The sequence below is a fragment of the Streptomyces sp. YIM 121038 genome, assembly GCF_006088715.1.
Classification (GTDB): Bacteria; Actinomycetota; Actinomycetes; order Streptomycetales; family Streptomycetaceae; genus Streptomyces.
This window is the reverse complement of the sequence record NZ_CP030771.1, coordinates 3,117,173-3,133,846: the sequence shown is the minus strand read 5'-3', so window position 1 is coordinate 3,133,846 and position 16,674 is coordinate 3,117,173. Positions and strand designations below refer to the sequence as shown.

Sequence of the window (16,674 nt, the reverse complement as noted above, 5' to 3'; positions counted from 1 at the left end):
GGTCGGGCATATGGTCGTGGAAGAAGCCTGGACGGGCTCAGATCGCCGCGCCGACGACTGCCTCCGGTGAGAAGCCGACGGGCCAACGCGTCGTCTCATCCCAGGTAGTCGATGAGTCCATGCGGACGTTGTCCAGCAGGCAGCCGGTCAGATCGGCGCCGCGTAGCACTGTGCCTCGCAGGTCCGCCTCGGTGAGGTCGGAGTGGGCCAGGTTGGCCCCGGCAAGGTCGGCGGACCGGAGTATCGCCTGGGCCATGTCCGCGTGATTCAGCTGGGCGTCCTGAAGCCGTGCCCCGGTGAAGTCGGTCATCTCAATCACGGCTTCGGATAGATCGGCATTGTTGAAGTCGCAGTCCGTCACGTTGGCGCGCGAGAGGTTGGCCTTGCGGAGATTTGCGCCGACCAAGTCGGCTCCGTGGAGGTCCCGCCCCTCAAGCACGATGTCGTGGAGGTTCGCGTCCTGCAGCCGCGCATCAACTAGCGCGCCTTCGGCGAGCATGCCACGGACGTCCAGTTCGAGGATGGCGCGGAGGGCGAGCCCGTGGTCCGTGCTGCTTGCTTCGCGCACGAGTTGTTGGCGCAGCCTGACGGATTCACGCCGTTCGGCCAGTCGGTCGATCATCAGCACGGTGACCGCGACGGCGATGAGTTCTGCGCCCACCGAGCTGCCGACATCACTGACCAGGCCCGACCAGGTCCAGCCCTTGGCGGAGACGTGGCCAACGACGATGCCGATCAAACCCGCAGCCATGATCAGGGCCCCGATGGCAATCGGGGAAAGAGGACCGCGATGGCTGGACATCAGCCGCTCCAGGGAAGGGGGATGAGGCCGCCCTCCCATGCAGGGGCGGGCTCAGGAACGGTCAAGGCCAGGCGGAAGGTGATGTAGTAGTTGCGATTCGAGGGAATGTGAGCGTTGCGGCATGCGGATCGGGCGTATCGCGCGCTGAGGTTCCAGCAGCCTCCGCGCAGGACTCGTCTGTCGCCGGATTCAGGGCCGCGAGGATCCGACTCTGCCTCGGAGCCGTAGAGGGCGTACCAGTCGGAGCACCACTCCCAGCACTGGCCATGGACATCGAAGAGTCCGGCCGGGTTGGGCCGGAGAATACCCGCCGCGTGGGTCTTCAGGCCAGAGTTCGTGGACGTCCACGCGTACGCGTCGATCAGTCGACGATCGGAGCCGAAACTGTACGCGGTGGTGGTGCCTGCGCGGCATGCGTACTCCCACTCGGCCTCCGTGGGCAGCCGGAAGCCGGCCCATTCGGCTTGGTTTACCGGGTGGTCGTCGACGTCGGCACCGAACTCGACCGGGGCGGAGCCAGGGGCCAGCTGAGTCGTGAGCCAGGCACCGAAATCCGCCGCTTCGTACCAGGTGGGTGCGACCACCGGCTCGGACGGCTTGTCGCTCCACTCGCTGATGTCCGGCAGGCCCTGTCGCCCGGTCTGCGCCATGAACGTCTCGAACTCGCCACGTGTGACCTGCGCGTTGCACACGGCGAACGACCGGGTGAGAGTGGTGGGACGCCTTGGACCCTCGTAGCTGCTGCGTTCCCGCTCGTCCTCCGGGGAACCCACGAACAGGCTTCCCGGGCGGAACACGCTGAAGGTGAGCCGTCCGCCGAGCGGCGTGGCACAGGTGAACCAGGCACGGTGGCCGGTGGGGTCGTATGGCGCAGTGTGCTCTGTGTTGTCGATGCGGTGGTTCCAGCGGCGGTCGAGCCAGCAGGCGGCGCTGTGTACGGCGGCGGAAGGGTCGCTGCGGTGGAGGTCGAGAATGAGGCGCTCGGTCCTGTCGAACTGCGCTGCCGTGGAGAATGAATCGGGCCGGTACTCGCCGAGCGCCATCATCAGGTAGTAGCGGGCCTGAGTGTCCGGGGCCTCCGCCAGCATTCCCGTGAGCGCCTCGGCCGGAACCTCACGCTGCGCCGCCTGATGAGCGAACTGGGTGGCGAACTCCGGATCCGGAGCCGTCACCATCCGCTCCAGGATGCCGTCTGTGCGGGAGAACCGAAGCAGTGTGCAAGCGGCGGCGGCGCGATATCGGCCGAGTTCAACTCGCTTTTCCTCAGTGCTAGTTGGTGGTAGCGGGAGTTGCAGGATGGATCGGAGTTCGGTCTGTGCCGCTTCGTGGACCGCTAGGATCGGGTTCTGTGTGAGGCGTCGGACGACCTCGGTGTACGCGTGCTCCGGGCCGCCGCTTGCCAGCCGCGCCAAAAGGTCCCCGCGGTCGGCCGCAACCTCCTGGAGGACCGACACGGCGGTCTCGCGCACCGTCTCTCGTACGGATGTGTCCACCGCAGTCGCTGTCAGTGACTCCAACAGATACTTGACGACCGGACCCAGCGCTGCCAGCCATGCGGGGAGGTGGAGCTGGTCCTGTTCGAGGAGTTCGGCGGTGAGCCGCTGTGCGATGCCGCTCCAACGATCGTCATCGGGAGGGGGTGCCGTGTCCGCAAGGAGTACTGCGGCGTGCAAGCGCGCGCTGGTCCCATCGGCCCCAGTGTCGAGCAGCGCCTCCCGGAGCTGCTCCCGCAGTACCCCGCCGATCGGCGACAAGATCTGCCGAGCAACCGCAAGCGCCCTAGGGCCGATGCCACGCAGGTTGCGGCCGATCCACGCTGCCTCGACCGGGTCCGCCCCGGCCAGGAAGAGCCGCAGCCGCCAGATGTCCTCATGCGTGAGGTCGTCGGCCGCGCCCGCTCGAAGCTCAACCTCACCCCGCAGGATTTGCCGGACCCGCTCGTCAACGACTGAACGGTGAAGGGCAAGTTGGGTCATGACGGCCAGGAGTTCGTCGGTCTTCACCGTCAGGAGCTGTTCCACTTGCGCTAGGGCCTGCTGGTGTTGCTCGGTTCGGTGGATGTCCGCACTGTGCCGGATGAACTCTTGAAGGTCGCTGGCCACGGCATCGCTCCCCTGTGACTGGAGCCACCCTTCTGCCTCGGCAAGCAGTCGACCGTGCAGGGCGGTCGAGGGGTCGTCAGGACCGGCACGCCAGTCCTCGTAGCGGCGGCGGGTGCGCTGCTGCCACAGCAGGAACTGCCGGTCGCCGTCAAGCCAGCTCCTTAGTCTGTTCCAGCTGCGGATTACCGCCTCGTGAGACACCTCGACGGTCGGCCGGCCCTGCTCATCGGAGTCGGTCACCAGGAGGCGAGCGTCCGTCAGCGCGGCGATGACCTCGTCGACGCGGGCGAGGCCAGCGAGTTCGGCGACCGGAGTGCGACGACGCGCGTCCTCGCCCTCCTCGCCGATGGGGGCGACCCGTACGAGCCGTGTCAGCAGCTGCCTTGACGTGTCCTGCTGTTGTGGCGATAGGGCCGAGTACACTTCCTCGGCCCGGGTGGCTATCGCCCCTACGACCTCGCCGACCGCCTCGTACGCCGTGTGTGTGAGCTTGCCTGAGGACTGCCGGTCCCACAGCAGCGTGAGGGCGAACTCGAGAAGTGGTAGGTTGCCAGGTTCGCTGCCCACGTCGTCGAGGATGCGATCGACCAGACCGTCCTCCAGGTTCAGCTGTCGCGCTCGTGCAGGTTCCACAATGGCGCTGCGCAGTTCGGCTCGGTTCATCGGAGGCAGATTAACGACGTGATCCTGGAGCACGTCGGAGAATCGGCGGTGCGCGACGGCCCGGCCGTAGAAATCGCCTCGCAGGGTCAGGACAGTCTTCGCCCGCGACGTATCACCGGGATGCTCCTGTGCGAAGTCGGCAAGGTGGGCAAGGAACTGTTCGATCTCCTGTCTGTCCCGGCAATGCGTGAACAATTCCTCGAACTGGTCGGCGAAGACAAGCAGTGGCCGGTCGAGACGGCGCACGGTCTGCTCGATGGACGAGCAGATACCACCGGTACGCATGCGCTCGGCCATGCTGGCAGCGGCTGCGGCGTTCTGCTCCACGGTGGCCTCGGGGTGCGCCAGTTCGACCAACGCGCCGGCCAGTGCCGCGTAGGGATGGGAGCCGGGCCGGAATGCGGCGACCGCCCAGTCCTCCTGACGTCGCAGCGCGGGGATCAAGCCTGCATGGACGAGGGACGACTTGCCGCTGCCCGAAGCGCCCACCACACCGGCGAGCGAGACGTGCGCGATCGTGCGAACCAGGCGCCGGGCCACGCTCGAGCGGCCATGGTAGAGAGGGGCGTCCTGCTCCCGGAAGGCGTACAGGCCGCGATAGGGGCAGTAGCCGCGGTCCCGGACCGTGCCTTGCGCGGAGGCACCTGCGGCAGTGGACGGGGTGCGCCGGAACTCCTCCCACAGAACGACGATCTGCTGTGGCGGAAGGCCGACAGCCGCCACGAACTTCTCCAAGTAGCGTTCAGTGGGAGCCTGTTCGCCGCGCTCGACCTCGGTGACGATCTGTCCGGGAAACCTCATCCGGCTGGCGAGCTCCAACTGGGAGAGGCGGCTGGCCAGGCGCAACCTCCGCAGGCGGACACCGATGTGTCCAGGCGCGGGAGCAGAAGCCCGGGAACGGGGGGTCAGAGGGATCAACTCCAGCAGACGATGGGGCGGCCGTGACGAAGGCCGAGAAAGCAGGACAGGCCAATTCGGGAACCTTGCTCCTGTCGGGACACGGCGTGCAGCTTCGTGGCGTCGATCAGTACCAGGTCACCAGCGGTGACAGGGAGGGCACACGAAGGCGGTGGCACAAGAGCCCGGTCGGTCCCGTACTCGCTGCAGGACGCGCTCCACGCGGCCAGCTGTGCCTCATCCGGCCGGAGGTCCCACAACTGCAGTTCGCCACCCCGTTCGGGCACCTGTAGATAGATGTTTGCCGCGAGTTGCGCGTCCAGTTCACGACCGAGGGGCAGCCCGGGGGCGTCACGGCTGAGCCGGTCATTGTGCGGGAGGAGCTCGCTACCCTCGGGGAAGATGCGGCACACCCCGGCAAACATCGGCTGGTTGTCGATGCGGGCGCGCTCCAGGCCGTAGAAAGCGTCGAGGTCCCGCCACAGCACGTCCAGCGGAGAGAGGGACAGCGCGCAGCAGACTCGAATCTCTTCCATGAGCGTGTCCGCGTTCCGTAAATACTCTGCGAGCGCACGGACGTTCTTGCTGCCGTCCACGTCATGAGTTTCGTAATGGCTTTCGCCGACGCGGACCAGTTCGGGAGTGTTGCGATAGGCGGACAAGCTGGGGTGGGCCACGAGACGGTGGGCCATGCGGTGAGCCTCCGCCGGGTCCGTGAAGCCGGGTACGCGGACGGCCAGGACTCCTCCGGCCAGCAATGGTTCCAGGCAGCCCTTGGCTAACCCGGTGAGCGTCAGTATCCGGTGGTCACCGGTCATGGCCGCCTCCCCTGCGCTGCATCGGCGGTCGGCGTGCGGGCGAGGTGAAGCCGATCGGCCAGGACAAAGCCGTCGATGCCACGGTCAAGGACATGCTTGATCAGGTCAGTGGTCCTATTGATGAAGCCCCGGCCCGGGAGGTTGAGCGACGTGTTGCAGAGCACGCCCGCTCCGGCCACCTGCTTGAAAGCTCGTAGCAGGCTGTGCAGCTGGGGATTCTGTGCGGAGCTGACAGTCTGGGCCCGAGCCGTGCCGTCAACATGGGTGACCGCGCGCAGGGACGGGTTACGGACCTTCTGAAAGTAGAGCATGTGAGGGCTGGGCCCATTCCAGTCGAAGTGCTCGCCCACGTCCTCTTCCAAGCACACTGGGGCAATGGGTCGATAGCCCTCCCGGTGCTTGATCTGGTTGAGCGTTTCACGCATCTGGTCCTCGAACGGAGCGGCCAGGAGCGACCGATGCCCGAGCGCGCGCGGCCCGATCTCGCACCGCCCCTGGACCCAGGCGAGGACCTGGCCTCGGGCCAGTAGACTGACGACCCGGGACAGGTCCAAGGGCTCGTCCGTGAAGTGCTCTGCGATCTGTTCCGGGCTCTGGTCGTAGACGAAGTCCGGCCCGCTGTAGACGTCCCAAGTGATCTTCGCCTGGCCGGTGAAGTGACGCTGTGCATCGACCGCGGTGCCGATAGCGGAGCCGGCGTCGTTCGGGCACGGTGGCACGAAGACTTCGGGGAAGAGGCCGCAGTCGCGCCACTGTTGGTTCCAGTCACAGTTCAGGCCGCAACCACCGGCGATGAGAAGCGGTAGGCCCTCTGTGAGCTCCCGCTCAGCTACAGTGAGGAAACGGTCGAAAATGGCCTGGGAGTGCTTCGCGGCGAGATCCTTGAACTCTTGGCTCTCCACTCCTATGTCGTAGAAGGGCGACCAGACCAGTTTCTCCTTCGGGGCAGTGAGTAGGATCGAGGGCTGGTCAAGGATGTATTCGATCAGATCTCGCTCGGCCTGCGACACACTGGAGCTGCGGGCGAAGCCGGTCAGCGCCATGAGCTTCCCGGCATTGGAGAAGCGGAATCCTCCGTGCTCCTGTGAGGTGGAAGGATCCGCAAGGGCGAAAATGTGCTGGTACTTGTTGCCTGGGTCCTCCAGCACAGTGGACAGGCGCCTGACCTGGACGTCCGGTGTGAAGGCGTAGAACGACCCGATGTTGCCTTCCCAGACCAGCGCGTAGCAGGGCTGCCCCGGCTCCAACTCCGACATCCCGTATGCGCTCAGCAGATGGGACCGCTCATGAGTGGAGCTGAAGGTACGGACGGGACTACCGAAGAAGCGGCTCTCACCCGTGAGGATGCCGCCTTCGTCGAACCCGAAGTACCCCGCACCCAGGGGAGGGTCGATGGAGTGGAATCCCTTCACCCACCCACTGAGACACACCACGTCGGGCGGTCCGTCCAACCGCTCGGCGGCATTCAGCAAGGACGATGGGGTGAGATCGGTGTACCGGGGGAAGGAGTCCTTCTCGCTCTCGTGTGAGAAGACGAGGAGCCCGTCCTCGACGAGGGCGACGGTCCCGTCATGCCCAGGCTTGACTGACAGGATGCGCACCAGACCCCCCACCGGGCAGCTGTCTCGTCCTACGGCAAAGACTAACGATGGGCGGTTCTGCAGGTCAATGTGCTTATCGGTAAGGCGAGTTGAGCATGGCGAAGACTGCATACCCGACTCTGGTGTGCCACGCCGGGCCTTCCTGCGTTTGCCAGTGACCCAGGCTCTTCTCCCTATGCGCCGAGCGCGTCGATCAGGTGGTCGTCGAGGTCGGCGACGAATCCCTCGGTACGCCAGGGGCGTAGCTCCTACCGTGCCCGACGCAGCCTGATGGTGGCGAGGCGGCCGCCCGTGCTCGATGCTCCGTCGATGCATGCGTGCAGCAGTTCGGCGGCGGCGTTCGGCGCTGAGTTGGATGTGCGCGAGGGCTTGATCGGGGGATGGCGCGCTGTACGCGTTCGCGTGGCGTGGTGAGTGCGTGGGTGGACCGGGCGGCGTCGTTCGCAGTTGCCGGGTCGCCGACGTACAGATCGCACGGCCCGTCGAAGACGCACGGGTGGCAGGGCGAGAAGCTGCTCGATAACGGATCGCCATCCTGGTTGTACCAGGCCAGTGACAGCGTGGTCTGGGTGTGCCGTCCGGCTCCGGCGCGTGCGGCGATCTCTGCTCCCGTGGGTGCGCGCGGGCCCGGACGGTGATGCTCGTACCGGCTCGTGCGTCGTGTATGGCGGCATCGATGAGCTGACGCGCGGCGTCGATGCCGCGCGTTGAGGTGGGCTTCGAAGGAGAGGTGGCGGCCGCGGTGTACGCCTGTGACGCAATCGAGGGCAGTTCAGTGAGTAGCCATCGGGTACGGCACCTGCCAGCAGACGGCGGCAGGACTCGACGGCGGGGGCAAGCAGCAGTTGTAGGCGTACGAACGGGATGTTGCCGACTTACCCGTTCACATAGTTGCTGGTGGCGCGCATCCCGGTCAGTAGCTCTTCGTCAAGGTGGGACGGATCGGTGAGCGCTGCGGTGAGGTCTGCTGCGTCGTCGGGCCGAGCAGGGCGAGCAGGCCGCCGCCCGCATCCGCGGCGGTGCTTAGGAGCAGGGCGCGCAATTCATGGCGTCGGCGTTCGCCTTCTCCCAAGTGGGCAAGGCTGTGGCGCAGTTCGGCGCAGTCGGAGCCGAGGCCGAGGCTGTGCTGGCCGTCCGAGTTGCGCGTCCATGCATGTGGGCGAGCAGGAGCTGATACCGCTCGTCTGGAAGGGTCGGTGCGGTCGTGCTCTCCCAGCGGGCCACGGCTTGCTGTACACCAGCGACGCTGGAACCCAAGGGCTGCCCCAGCCTGGGTGTCGCGTCGATGGTTGCGAGTGTGGTGTTCCCGAGTGACCAGCCGCGGGGCAGTCTGAGCCGCCTTTAGGGTGGTGGCGCCGACGCGCCGATCGTGCGCGTCCATGCTGTCATGATGCTCGCTCTCCCGGCTGCACGGGCCCAATCAGGCGGTATTTCCACTGCTGAGCACTGTAGTTGAGGGTCTGATAGGTGCTGGATGTGCTTTTAGAGCCTGCCGGCGGGAAGTCGATCGTCATGTCGGAGCAGTCGACCATCTAACCGTTGCGCGCGTGAGAAGCCGAAGTCCCAAGCGCTTCGGCACTCAACTCGACGATCTCGGTGATCCGGTCCCGGCGCTGCCGCTGGATCGCCTGTCGCACTTCGGCCGCCTGCTGCGCGACCGTGCCCGGGGGGCAATGGTGATCTCTGTCTTCGAGTTCACCGCAAGCCACAGCAGAGACAGGCTATCGACGTCCTTCGCGCCCTCCGATGTGGAAGTGAGCCTGATCAACAGCGAAGGGGCCAGAGATCTGATCCACTCCGTGTCATAGTCATAGGTTGTCAGGCGCCGGGCCGCACAAGACTGCGGTGAGATCGGCGCATGGGCACGACCACCGCCTCAGCTAATCTCGTGGATTAGTTCAGGGCATGAGGATTCACCGGCATAAACACGGACGACCAGATGGTAAGCGTGATGCGCCCGATCAACCCCAGCCTTACCGAGGCTGTTGGTGTATGCAAGGGTCACTTCGTCGCCTGCTGGGGGTACGGGCTCGGCCGGACCGGCGATGAGACCGGCACCGCGCAGCGGCTCGCTTCCCTGCTCGCCGTCTCGAGCGGCGCCGGTCCCTGGGTGAGCACCGGCCTCAGGCGCCCACCCGGCAGTGAACTCAAATCGAACCGAGACGTGTTGAGCCGCCGCTCGGCCATCGCCCGCGCACCTGTCGAGCGAGGCATGGCCCGCTTGAAGCTTTGGCGCATCTTCCGCAGATCCCGCTGCAGCTCGAATCGAATGACGTCAATCGCCAAAGCCGCCCTCACCCTGGAATGTCACCGCTGGAAGAGCTCCTTGATGGCGGGGGGAACATCAAATCCCTGAGTCGGCACTTGGGGCACAGCGATCTCAGATTCACTCTGAGGGTCTACCGCACCTCATGACGAGCGGCGAGAGCCGCACGCGGAAGGCCGTCGACAGCATGTACCGCGCGGCAGGCGTGGGCTTTCGCGGCCCAGACGTGAACCAAGCTGCTTGCCGAAGCCCTCACTGGTGGTGTATTCGCTGGTGAGAGCCCTTTCGGCGCTAGCCCTGGCTTACTGTAACTGGAACTGATATCAGTTCTGAAACAGCGTCAGAAAGCGTCCCGCAGGAGGCGGTCGGCCATGACGGAACTCGTGGAGCACGGACAGCTGTTCATCGGCGGGGAGTTGACCCGGCCGCTCGGCAAGGACGTCATCGAGGTCGTCTCGCCGCACACCGGTGAGGTCTTCGCACGGGTGCCGCACGCCGCGACGGCCGACGTCGACCGGGCCGTCGCCCTCGCCCGCGAGGCCTTCGACGAAGGGCCCTGGCCGCGCATGGGCCTCGACGAGCGGATCGAGGTCGTCACGAAGATCAAGGACGGCCTGGCCGCGCGGCACGAGGAGCTCGCCCGGGTCATCAGCTCCGAGAACGGCACCCCGATCACCGCGTCCGTCCTGGTCCAGGCCCTGGCCGCGATGATGGTCTGGGACGCGGCGATCACCACGGCGCGGGAGTTCACCTACGAGGAGGCGCGCGCGGGCGTGCTCGGCGGGATCCTGGTGCGGCGCGAGCCCGTGGGCGTGGTGGCGGCCGTCGTGCCGTGGAACGTCCCGCAGTTCACCGCCGCGGCCAAGCTCGCGCCCGCGCTGCTCGCCGGGTGCCCGGTGATCCTCAAGACCTCCCCGGAGACCCCGCTCGACGCGTACGTCCTCGCGGAGATCGTCGCCGAGGCGGGCCTGCCGGAGGGCGTGCTCTCCATCGTCTCCGCGGGCCGGGAGGTCAGCGAGTACCTCGTCGGGCACCCCGGCGTCGACAAGGTGTCCTTCACCGGGTCCGTGGCCGCGGGCAAGCGCGTCATGGAGGTCTGCTCCCGCCATCTCACGCGCGTCACCCTGGAGTTGGGCGGCAAGTCGGCCGCCGTCGTCCTGCCGGACGCCGACGCGGCGAGCGCGGTGGCGGGCATCGCGCCCTACGCGTGGATGATCAACGGCCAGGCGTGCGTGGCACAGACCCGCATCCTCGTGCCGCGCTCCCGCGCGGGCGAGTTCGCCGAGGCCTTCGCCGCCGCCGCGTCGGCGCTCAAGGTCGGCGACCCGATGGACCCGGCGACCGAACTGGGGCCGCTGGTCGCCGAGCGGCAGCAGCGGCGCTCGCTCGACTACATCCGCATCGGCCAGGAGGAGGGCGCCAAGATCCTCGCGGGCGGCGGCCGCCCCGCCGGGTTCGACCGCGGCTGGTACGTCGAGCCGACGCTGCTCGGCGGCGTCGACAACTCCATGCGGGTCGCCCGCGAGGAGATCTTCGGGCCCGTCATCTGCCTCATCGAGTACGGCGACGAGGAGGAGGCCGTGCGGATCGCCAACGACTCCGAGTACGGCCTCAGCGGCAGCGTGTGGACCGCCGACGTCGAGCGCGGCCTGGACGTCGCCCGCCGGGTGCGCACCGGCACGTACGCGGTGAACACCTTCAGCCTGGACATGGCGGGCCCCTTCGGCGGCTACAAGAACTCCGGCCTCGGCCGGGAGTTCGGGCCCGAGGGATACGGCGAGTACTTCGAGCACAAGATGATCCATCTGCCCGCCGGGTACGCGCCCGAGGGGGCCGGGGCCTGATGGGCGACCGCTGGCACGTCGAGGTCGACCGGTCGGTGTGCATCGGCTCCGGGATGTGCGTGAACCTCGCGCCGGACGGCTTCGCCCTGGACCCCGCCCGTCAGTCGCACCCCCGGCGGGCGGAGACGGACGCCTCCGAGCAGCTCCTGGCGGCCGCCGAGGGCTGCCCGGTCGAGGCCATCACGATCACCCTGCTCGGCAGCGGCGAGGTGGTGTTCCCGCCGGAGGAGTAGCGGGGCGCTCCGCGGAGCCGGGCGCGCCTTCCCCCCCGGGGGGCTAGGCCGCGTCCGGCGCGGTCAGGTCGATCAGCCGGCACACCATCTCGATGTCGATCTTCACCTGGGCGATCGAGGCCCGGCCGGAGAGCCAGGTGATCAGCGCCGAGTGCCAGGTGTGCTCGATCACCCGCACCGCGGAGAGCTGCGCCGCCGTCGGCTGCCCGTCCAGGCCCATGGCGTCCAGGACGATCGCCGTCGTGAGCCGCGAGACCGTGTCCACCTCGGGGCTCACGGAGCGGTCGGCGAAGGTCAGGGCGCGCACCATGGCGTCGGCGAGGTGCGGCTCGCGCTGCAGCGCGCGAAAGGCCCGCATCAGGGTCTCCGCGACCCGCTCGGCGGGCGTCTCCCCGGCGGGCGGCCGCTTGCGCAGCGTGGCGTGCATGTGCTGGAGCTGGTCCTGCATCGTCGCGACGAGCAGGTGCACCTTCGAGGGGAAGTAGCGGTAGAGCGTGCCGAGCGCGACCCCGGCGGCCTCCGCGACCTCGCGCATCTGGACCGCGTCGAAGCCGCCCCGGCTGGCCAGTTGGGCACTGGCGTGCAGGATGCGGCGGCGGCGCGCCTCCTGGCGCTCGGTGAGCGGGGGTGACACCGTCGCCCGCGCCCCGGCCGTCTTCGCGTCAGCTGTCATCGTCCCGTCGCCCCGTCAGTCCCGTCAGCCGTCCCTGGGGTCCCGGGGGTCCCGAGCCCGGCCCACTCGTCCGCAAAAGATCCCACAGTTCCGCCCCGTGGTCCCGTCCGTGGGACGCCGGGACCACGACCGCGATGCGACCGTACAGCAGGGCGGTCGCCGTGGCGCGAATCACCTGATCCCGGCCTTCCGGCGTGGCTACTTGCCGGTAGATTCGAGCCCGTCCGGCGATCACGGGCGGTCGCGACGGGAACGAACTCTGAAACTTGTTCTACATTACCGTCCCGGCGTAGTCTCCCGGACAACTGAAGGAAGAAGGGGGCCGACAGTGACCGCTGAGGCCAGAGAGGCGGGCCCCCCGCCGGGCCCTGCGACGGACGGCGGCCGCGCCCTGCGCATCGCTCTCCTGACCTACAAGGGGAACCCGTTCTGCGGCGGCCAGGGCGTGTACGTCCGGCACCTCTCGCGTGAGCTCGCCCGGCTCGGCCACCGCGTCGAGGTCATCGGCGCCCAGCCCTACCCGGTGCTCGACGAGGGCGAGGACCTCGACGGGCTCAGCCTGACCGAGCTGCCGAGCCTGGACCTCTACCGCCAGCCGGACCCCTTCCGCACCCCCAAGCGCGACGAGTACCGCGACTGGATCGACGCCCTCGAGGTCGCCACGATGTGGACCGGCGGCTTCCCGGAGCCGGTCACCTTCAGCCTGCGGGCCCGGCGCCAACTGCGCGCCCGGCGCGGCGCGTTCGACGTCATCCACGACAACCAGACGCTCGGCTACGGCCTCCTCGGCGACCTCGGCGCCCCGCTGGTGACGACCATCCACCACCCGATCACCGTCGACCGGCAGCTGGAGCTGGACGCGGCCGCCGACTGGAAGCGCCGCGCGTCCGTGCGGCGCTGGTACGCGTTCACGCGCATGCAGAAGCGCGTCGCGCGCCGTCTGCCCTCGATCGTCACGGTCTCCGGGACCTCGCGCCAGGAGATCGTCGACCACCTCGGCGTCCGCCCGGACCGGATCGACGTCGTCCACATCGGCGCCGACACCGACCTCTTCTCGCCCGACCCCGCCGTGCCCCAGGTGCCGGGCCGGATCGTGACGACGTCCAGCGCCGACGTGCCGCTCAAGGGCCTGATCCACCTGGTCGAGGCGCTCGCCAAGACCCGTACGGAACACCCCGACGCGCACCTCGTCGTCGTCGGCAAGCGCGCCGAGGACGGCCCGGTCGCCGCCGCCATCGAGCGGTACGGCCTCGAAGGGGCCGTCGAGTTCGTCAAGGGCATCACGGACGCGGAACTCGTCGACCTGGTGCGCTCGGCCCAGGTCGCCTGCGTGCCCTCCCTGTACGAGGGCTTCTCGCTGCCCGCGGCCGAGGCGATGGCCACGGGGACGCCGCTGCTCGCCACGACCGGCGGGGCCATCCCGGAGGTCGCGGGGCCCGACGGCCGCACCTGCCTCGCCGTGCCGCCCGGCGACTCGGGGGCGCTCGCCGCGGGCCTCGGACGGCTCCTCGGCGACCCGGAGCTGCGGGCCCGGCTCGGCGCGGCCGGGCGCGCCCGCGTCCTCGAACGGTTCACCTGGGCGCGGGCCGCGCAGGGCACGGTGGAGCGCTACCGCGCGGCCATGGCCGGCTCCGCGGGCACGGCCCCGGTCCGCCCCGCCGCCCCGCGCGGCGCGGCTCCCGCCGCCGCCCTCTCCGAAGTTGCTGGCCCCCACCACGAAAGCAGGACCCCGTGCTGACCGTCGACTTCACCCGCTTCCCGCTCGCGCCGGGGGACCGCGTCCTCGACCTCGGCTGCGGGGCCGGACGGCACGCCTTCGAGTGCTACCGGCGCGGTGCCCAGGTGGTGGCGCTCGACCGGAACGGCGAGGAGATCCGCGAGGTCGCGAAGTGGTTCGCGGCCATGAAGGAGGCGGGCGAGGCCCCGGCGGGCGCCACCGCGACCGCGATGGAGGGCGACGCGCTCAACCTGCCCTTCCCCGACGAGTCGTTCGACGTCGTGATCATCTCCGAGGTGATGGAGCACATCCCCGACGACAAGGGCGTCCTCGCCGAGATGGTCCGGGTCCTCAAGCCCGGCGGCCGCATAGCCGTGACGGTCCCGCGCTACGGCCCGGAGAAGGTCTGCTGGACCCTCAGCGACGCGTACCACGAGGTCGAGGGCGGCCACATCCGCATCTACCGCGCCGACGAACTCCTCGCCAGGATGCGGGAGTCGGGCCTCAAGCCCTACGGCACCCACCACGCGCACGCGCTGCACTCCCCGTACTGGTGGCTCAAGTGCGCGTTCGGCGTGGACAACGACAAGGCGCTGCCCGTCCGCGCCTACCACAAGCTCCTGGTCTGGGACATCATGAAGAAGCCGCTGGCGACGAAGCTCGCCGAGCAGGCCCTGAACCCGCTGATCGGCAAGAGCTTCGTGGCGTACGCGACCAAGCCGCACCTGCCGCGTGCCGCCGCCGCCCCCGCCGCCGCTCCCGCTCCCGTCGACGCGAAGGCCGGGGCGTGACGAGCCCGGAGCGTACCGAACACCTGGTCCTGCCCGGCGTTCTGACGGCGCATCAGGCGGCGGACACGGTCCGCGGCATCCTCGCCGCGCAGCGCCCCGACGGCGCCATACCCTGGTTCCGCGGCCACCACCTGGACCCGTGGGACCACACCGAGGCGGCCATGGCCCTGGACGCGGCGGGCGAGCACGCGGCCGCCGCCCGCGCCTACGACTGGCTCGCCCGGCACCAGAACGCGGACGGCTCCTGGTACGCGGCGTACGCCGACGGCGACCCGGACGCCGTCACCGACCGGGGCCGCGAGACCAACTTCTGCGCGTACGTGGCCGTCGGCGTCTGGCACCACTACCTGACCACCGGCGACGAGGCGTTCCTCGACCGGATGTGGCCGGTGGTCGTGGCCGCCGTCGAGTTCGTGCTCGCCCTCCAGCAGCCGGGCGGCCAGATCGGCTGGAAGCGGGAGCCGGACGGCACCCCGGTCGCCGACGCGCTCCTGACCGGCTCCTCCTCCATCCACCAGGCGCTGCGCTGCGCCCTCGCCGTCGCCGAGACGCGCGAGGACCCCCAGCCGGACTGGGAGCTGGCGGCGGGCGCCCTGGCCCACGCGATCCGGCGCCACCCCGAGCGGTTCCTCGACAAGGACCGCTACTCGATGGACTGGTACTACCCCGTCCTCGGCGGCGCGCTCGCCGGGGCCGAGGCCAAGGCCCGCATCGAGGAGGGCTGGGACCGCTTCGTCGTGCCCGGCCTCGGCGTGCGCTGCGTGGTGCCCAACCCCTGGGTCACCGGCGGCGAGAGCGCCGAGCTGGCCCTCGCCCTGTGGGCGCTCGGCGAGTCCGACCGCGCCGTGGACGTCCTGAAGTCCATCCAGCACCTGCGCGACGACGAGACCGGCCTGTACTGGACGGGCTACGTCTACGACGACGCGGCCGTCTGGCCCGTCGAGCAGACCACCTGGACGGCGGGCTCCCTGCTGCTTGCCGTGGCGGCGCTCGGCGGCGACGAGGCGACCTGCCGGGTGTTCTCGGGCACGGACCTGCCCACGGGCCTGGACCCGGACTGCTGCTAGGGCCCCGGCGTCAGCGCCGCCGCAGCTGCCCGGCCACCAGGTGGCCGACCACGAGGTACACGACGGCGGCCAGGCCGTAGCCCGCCACGACCCGCGCCCAGCGCTCGTCGAAGGTGAACAGGTCGTGCGACCAGCTCGCGAGCCACCGGGCGACGTCGCGCACGACCTGCACCAGGTCGTTGCCCCGGTTGGCCTTCAGCAGGTCCATCAGGATCCACAGGACGATGATGACCGCCGCGACGTTCGCGATGACGACGATGACCTTCGCGGCGTCGGCGCCGCCTCGGGTGCTCTTGGTGAATCGGGGGGACATGAGGGGCGGGTACCGGCCTCCGCGCCGTTGAAACCCGGAGGGCCGGGGCCGGGGCCGGGGTCGGGGCCGGGAGGGAGGGCCGGGGCCGGGAGCCTCCAACGGCCCCGCCCGCCTTGCGGGGCCGCCCCGGCGGGGTGAGGCTGCTGGCCGGGGGAGCCGTCCCCGCCTCCGGGAGGTCACCCGTGTTCCGCTCCGCACCGGCCACCGCGGTACGCCGCGCGCTCGTCCCGCTCCTGCTGTGCTGCGCCCTCCTCGCCGGGGCCACGGCCTGCGGCGGTGACGACGGCGACCCGGCGAGCCCCACCGGCACCAGCTCCGCCGAGCGGCAGAAGTTCGCCAAGACCCGCTTCGTCACCAACGCGGGGCTCGCCGCCGGGGCGACGTACCAGTGGATCGTGAAGCCGTACCGGGACGGCCGCTTCAAGGCGGGCGCGGACGGGCGGAGGTTCGCCCTGGTCAAGGCGGGGATCGCCGGGGCCTTCAGCTACAACCGGCTCAGGGCGGCCCTGCGCAACGCCCAGGGCGACGCCGCCCTCGCCCGTGCCATGGCCCCCCTGACAGCGGGGATCGAGGCCCTCAAGGACCTCCCGTCCAAGCTCCGCAAGGGGGACTCCACCGAGGCGGTGGTCGGGTCCTTCGACGACACGATCAACTCCGTCAAGGAGGCGGGCCGCGCCGCGGGCGTGGAGGTGACGGACCAGGTCCCGTCGGCAGGTCAGCTCACCAAGGGCTGAGGGCTCCTCGTAGCCCCTCCGGCGTTTGAGGAGCGGGGGTCCGGGGGCGGAGCCCCCCGGGTTCGGGAAGGGGCGGGTCAGGGGCGCCCCCGCGAGGGACCCAGTACCTGATGGTCCGTCATTCACCTTAGGTTCAGGCGGAGTTACCCACTC

14 protein-coding genes and 2 pseudogenes are annotated in these 16,674 nt (G+C 69.3%); 9 read left to right on the top strand and 7 right to left on the bottom strand.

The genetic code is table 11. The annotated features are described in order from the left end of the window. Positions 1-37 precede the first annotated feature (37 nt). The 5 genes from C9F11_RS13140 to C9F11_RS48605 form a co-directional block, all read right to left on the bottom strand. A complete protein-coding gene (locus C9F11_RS13140; protein WP_171075724.1) occupies positions 38-802 on the bottom strand; it encodes a pentapeptide repeat-containing protein in 765 nt (254 codons plus the stop codon). Beyond that, on the bottom strand, positions 802-4,485 hold the full coding sequence (locus tag C9F11_RS13135; protein WP_269078083.1) for a formylglycine-generating enzyme family protein: 3,684 nt from the start codon (positions 4,483-4,485) through the stop codon (positions 802-804). Before C9F11_RS13135 ends, C9F11_RS13140 begins: the two co-directional genes overlap by 1 nt. Beyond that, a complete protein-coding gene (locus tag C9F11_RS13130) occupies positions 4,482-5,282 on the bottom strand; it encodes a 2OG-Fe(II) oxygenase (RefSeq protein WP_138959466.1) in 801 nt (266 codons plus the stop codon). Before C9F11_RS13130 ends, C9F11_RS13135 begins: the two co-directional genes overlap by 4 nt. Further along, positions 5,279-6,883 carry a carbamoyltransferase C-terminal domain-containing protein gene (locus C9F11_RS13125; protein ID WP_138959465.1) on the bottom strand — a complete coding sequence of 535 codons (1,605 nt, stop codon included), beginning with the start codon at positions 6,881-6,883 and terminating at the stop codon, positions 5,279-5,281. The genes C9F11_RS13130 and C9F11_RS13125 overlap by 4 nt, the downstream gene beginning before the upstream one ends. A 913-nt stretch (positions 6,884-7,796) precedes the next feature. Next, the gene (locus tag C9F11_RS48605; RefSeq protein WP_249401710.1) at positions 7,797-7,955 is read right to left on the bottom strand and encodes a hypothetical protein; all 159 of its coding nucleotides are present in this window, start codon (positions 7,953-7,955) and stop codon (positions 7,797-7,799) included. Between the two features lie 475 nt (positions 7,956-8,430). Between C9F11_RS48605 and C9F11_RS47360 the strand changes: the two genes are divergently transcribed. The 5 genes and pseudogenes from C9F11_RS47360 (at position 8,431) to C9F11_RS13105 (ending at position 11,226) form a co-directional block, all read left to right on the top strand. Then, positions 8,431-8,691 carry a hypothetical protein gene (locus tag C9F11_RS47360; protein WP_171075722.1) on the top strand — a complete coding sequence of 87 codons (261 nt, stop codon included), beginning with the start codon at positions 8,431-8,433 and terminating at the stop codon, positions 8,689-8,691. Positions 8,692-8,978: 287 nt separating this feature from the next. Beyond that, a pseudogene (locus C9F11_RS48600) lies at positions 8,979-9,239 on the top strand (hypothetical protein); the annotation flags it as partial. Continuing rightward, positions 9,206-9,426: pseudogene (locus C9F11_RS48595) on the top strand (hypothetical protein); the annotation flags it as partial. The pseudogenes C9F11_RS48600 and C9F11_RS48595, both read left to right, overlap by 34 nt. Before the next feature lie 94 nt (positions 9,427-9,520). Beyond that, positions 9,521-10,993 (top strand): aldehyde dehydrogenase, encoded by a 1,473-nt coding sequence (locus C9F11_RS13110; protein WP_138959464.1) that lies wholly within the window; start codon positions 9,521-9,523, stop codon positions 10,991-10,993. Further along, positions 10,993-11,226 carry a ferredoxin gene (locus C9F11_RS13105; protein ID WP_138959463.1) on the top strand — a complete coding sequence of 78 codons (234 nt, stop codon included), beginning with the start codon at positions 10,993-10,995 and terminating at the stop codon, positions 11,224-11,226. The genes C9F11_RS13110 and C9F11_RS13105 overlap by 1 nt, the downstream gene beginning before the upstream one ends. 43 nt (positions 11,227-11,269) lie before the next feature. Here the strand turns inward: C9F11_RS13105 and C9F11_RS13100 are convergent, their stop codons facing one another. Then, positions 11,270-11,899, bottom strand: coding sequence for a TetR family transcriptional regulator (locus C9F11_RS13100; protein WP_138959462.1), 630 nt, complete (start codon positions 11,897-11,899; stop codon positions 11,270-11,272). Between the two features lie 328 nt (positions 11,900-12,227). On the opposite strand from C9F11_RS13100, the gene C9F11_RS13095 reads away from it, so the two are divergent. The 3 genes from C9F11_RS13095 to C9F11_RS13085 are packed head-to-tail and all read left to right on the top strand — an operon-like array spanning position 12,228 to position 15,474. Further along, positions 12,228-13,637 (top strand): glycosyltransferase family 4 protein, encoded by a 1,410-nt coding sequence (locus tag C9F11_RS13095; RefSeq protein ID WP_138959461.1) that lies wholly within the window; start codon positions 12,228-12,230, stop codon positions 13,635-13,637. Continuing rightward, positions 13,631-14,407, top strand: a complete 777-nt coding sequence (locus C9F11_RS13090) for a class I SAM-dependent methyltransferase (RefSeq protein WP_138959460.1) — start codon at positions 13,631-13,633, stop codon at positions 14,405-14,407. The genes C9F11_RS13095 and C9F11_RS13090 overlap by 7 nt, the downstream gene beginning before the upstream one ends. Continuing rightward, positions 14,404-15,474 carry a prenyltransferase gene (locus tag C9F11_RS13085; protein ID WP_138959459.1) on the top strand — a complete coding sequence of 357 codons (1,071 nt, stop codon included), beginning with the start codon at positions 14,404-14,406 and terminating at the stop codon, positions 15,472-15,474. The genes C9F11_RS13090 and C9F11_RS13085 overlap by 4 nt, the downstream gene beginning before the upstream one ends. A 10-nt stretch (positions 15,475-15,484) precedes the next feature. Here C9F11_RS13085 and C9F11_RS13080 read toward each other — a convergent pair whose 3' ends face one another. Then, complete coding sequence (locus tag C9F11_RS13080; RefSeq protein ID WP_138959458.1) at positions 15,485-15,787, bottom strand: hypothetical protein; 303 nt, start codon at positions 15,785-15,787, stop codon at positions 15,485-15,487. Between the two features lie 182 nt (positions 15,788-15,969). Between C9F11_RS13080 and C9F11_RS13075 the strand changes: the two genes are divergently transcribed. After that, complete coding sequence (locus C9F11_RS13075) at positions 15,970-16,521, top strand: hypothetical protein (RefSeq protein ID WP_138959457.1); 552 nt, start codon at positions 15,970-15,972, stop codon at positions 16,519-16,521. The last annotated feature ends 153 nt before the right edge of the window (positions 16,522-16,674 follow it).